We start from the raw sequence: 2,249 nt of genomic DNA on the forward strand, positions 1-2,249 counted from the left end.
ACCCAGTCCGGGCGGGTGTTCGCGTAGCCGAAGGCTCCTCCGGCGGGGCGGCACCGGCCCGTGTGGTCGGGCTCGGTCGCGGGCTGGGACCCTGTCGTGCCCCGGCGACGGGGTCGGTGCCGGGTACCAGCCGGGGCTGGGGAGCGACACCGGCACTCCGGGGCGGAGCCGGATCGGGACCGGGATCGTCGTCGACCGCCGGCCCGGTGGGCCGGTCCTGGTGGTCCCGTGCCGCTCGTCTGCCCGTCACGACGTTCATTGCACACCGCTGCGGGGGGCGGAACGGGCAGCTAGACCGCGTGTCGGCGACAAATCGGACCAATGGTCGAGGTGGTCGGCCCGGTCCGCTGGCGCGGCACCCCCTATTGGTTCGCGGGCGCCCCGGACGGGTCACTAGGCTTGCTGCTCATGAGTCACGTTCTCGCGGCAGTGGCCTGGCCGTACGCCAACGGCCCCCGCCACATCGGCCACGTCTCCGGTTTCGGCGTTCCCTCCGACGTCTTCGCCCGGTACATGCGGATGGCCGGCCACGACGTGCTCATGGTCTCCGGCACCGACGAGCACGGCACCCCGATCCAGGTGCAGGCCGACGCCGACGGGGTCACCCCGCGCGAGCTGGCCGACAGGTACAACAGGGTGATCGTCGAGGACCTGCACGGTCTCGGCCTCTCCTACGACCTGTTCACCCGCACCACCACCCGCAACCACTACGCGGTGGTGCAGGAGTTGTTCGAGGGGATGTACCGCAACGGCTACATCGTGCCGAAGACCACCATGGGCGCCATCTCTCCGTCCACCGGACGCACCCTGCCCGACCGCTACATCGAGGGCACCTGCCCGATCTGCGGGTACGACAGCGCCCGGGGCGACCAGTGCGACAACTGCGGCAACCAGCTCGACCCGATCGACCTGATCAACCCGAAGTCGCGGATCAACGGGGAAGCCCCGAAGTTCGTCGAGACCGAGCACTTCTTCCTCGACCTGCCCGCCCTGGCCGAGGTGCTGCGGCAGTGGCTGGACACCCGCGAGGGGTGGCGGCCCAACGTGCTGCGGTTCTCCCGCAACCTGCTCGACGACCTCCAGCCCCGGGCGATCACCCGCGACCTCGAATGGGGCGTGCCGATCCCGCTGGACGGCTGGCGGGACCGGTCGGACAAGCGGATCTACGTCTGGTTCGACGCGGTGATCGGCTACCTGTCCGCCTCGATCGAGTGGGCCCGCCGCTCCGGCGACCCCGAGGCGTGGCGGAAGTATTGGAACTCCAAGGACGGCGAGGGCAGCGTCCCGTCGGCCGACGGGGTCGGCGAAGACGCCCGGTCCTACTACTTCATGGGCAAGGACAACATCGTCTTCCACTCGGTGATCTGGCCGGCGCTGCTCTCCGGCTACTCCGGTGAGGGCTCCCGCGACGGTGAGCCGGGCGAGCTGGGTCGGCTCAACCTGCCCACCGAGGTCGTCTCCAGCGAATACCTGACCATGGAGGGGCGCAAGTTCTCCTCGTCCCGCAAGGTGGTCATCTACGTCCGCGACTTCCTGGAGCGGTACGACGCGGACGCGCTGCGATACTTCATCGCCGCCGCCGGCCCGGAGAGCAACGACACCGACTTCACCTGGGCCGAGTTCCTCCGCCGCAACAACGACGAGCTGGTCGCCGGCTGGGGCAACCTGGTCAACCGGTCGGTCTCCATGGCGGCGAAGAACTTCGGCGCGATCCCGCCGGTCGACCCGGCCGGGCTCACCGAGGCCGACGAGGCGCTGCTCGCTACGGCCCGGGCCGGGTTCGCAGGAGTCGGCGACCTCATCGGCCGGCACCGGCAGAAGCAGGCCATCGGTGAGGCGATGAAGGTGGTCGCCGAAGCCAACAGGTACCTCTCCGAGCAGGCCCCGTGGAAGCTCAAGGACGAGGCGGACAAGCCCCGGATGGGCACCATCCTGCACGTCGCCCTCCAGGTGATCAGCGACGCCAACACGCTGCTCACCCCGTTCCTGCCGCACTCCGCGCAGCAGGTGCACGAACTGCTCGGCGGCACCGGCGTGCACGCGCCGATGCCCGTCATCGAGCAGGTCGACGATCTGGACGGCGGCCCGGCGTACCCCGTGCTCACCGGTGACTACACCGTCGGCGCCCGCTGGGAGTCGGTGGCGATCGAGGCGGGTCGCCCGCTGGCGGCACCGAAGCCGGTGTTCCGCAAGCTCGACCCGTCGATCGTCGACGAGGAACTGGCCCGACTGGCCGGATGACAGTGTGA

1 protein-coding gene is annotated in these 2,249 nt (G+C 70.0%); it reads left to right on the top strand.

Annotated features, from left to right (window positions below; genetic code table 11):
• The first annotated feature begins 408 nt into the window (after window positions 1-408).
• Window positions 409-2,241 carry a methionine--tRNA ligase gene (metG, locus tag ACWCO3_RS34070; RefSeq protein WP_145786217.1) on the top strand — a complete coding sequence of 611 codons (1,833 nt, stop codon included), beginning with the start codon at window positions 409-411 and terminating at the stop codon, window positions 2,239-2,241.
• Window positions 2,242-2,249: the final 8 nt, after the last annotated feature.

It is taken from the genome of Micromonospora sp. NPDC002411 (genome assembly GCF_053592955.1).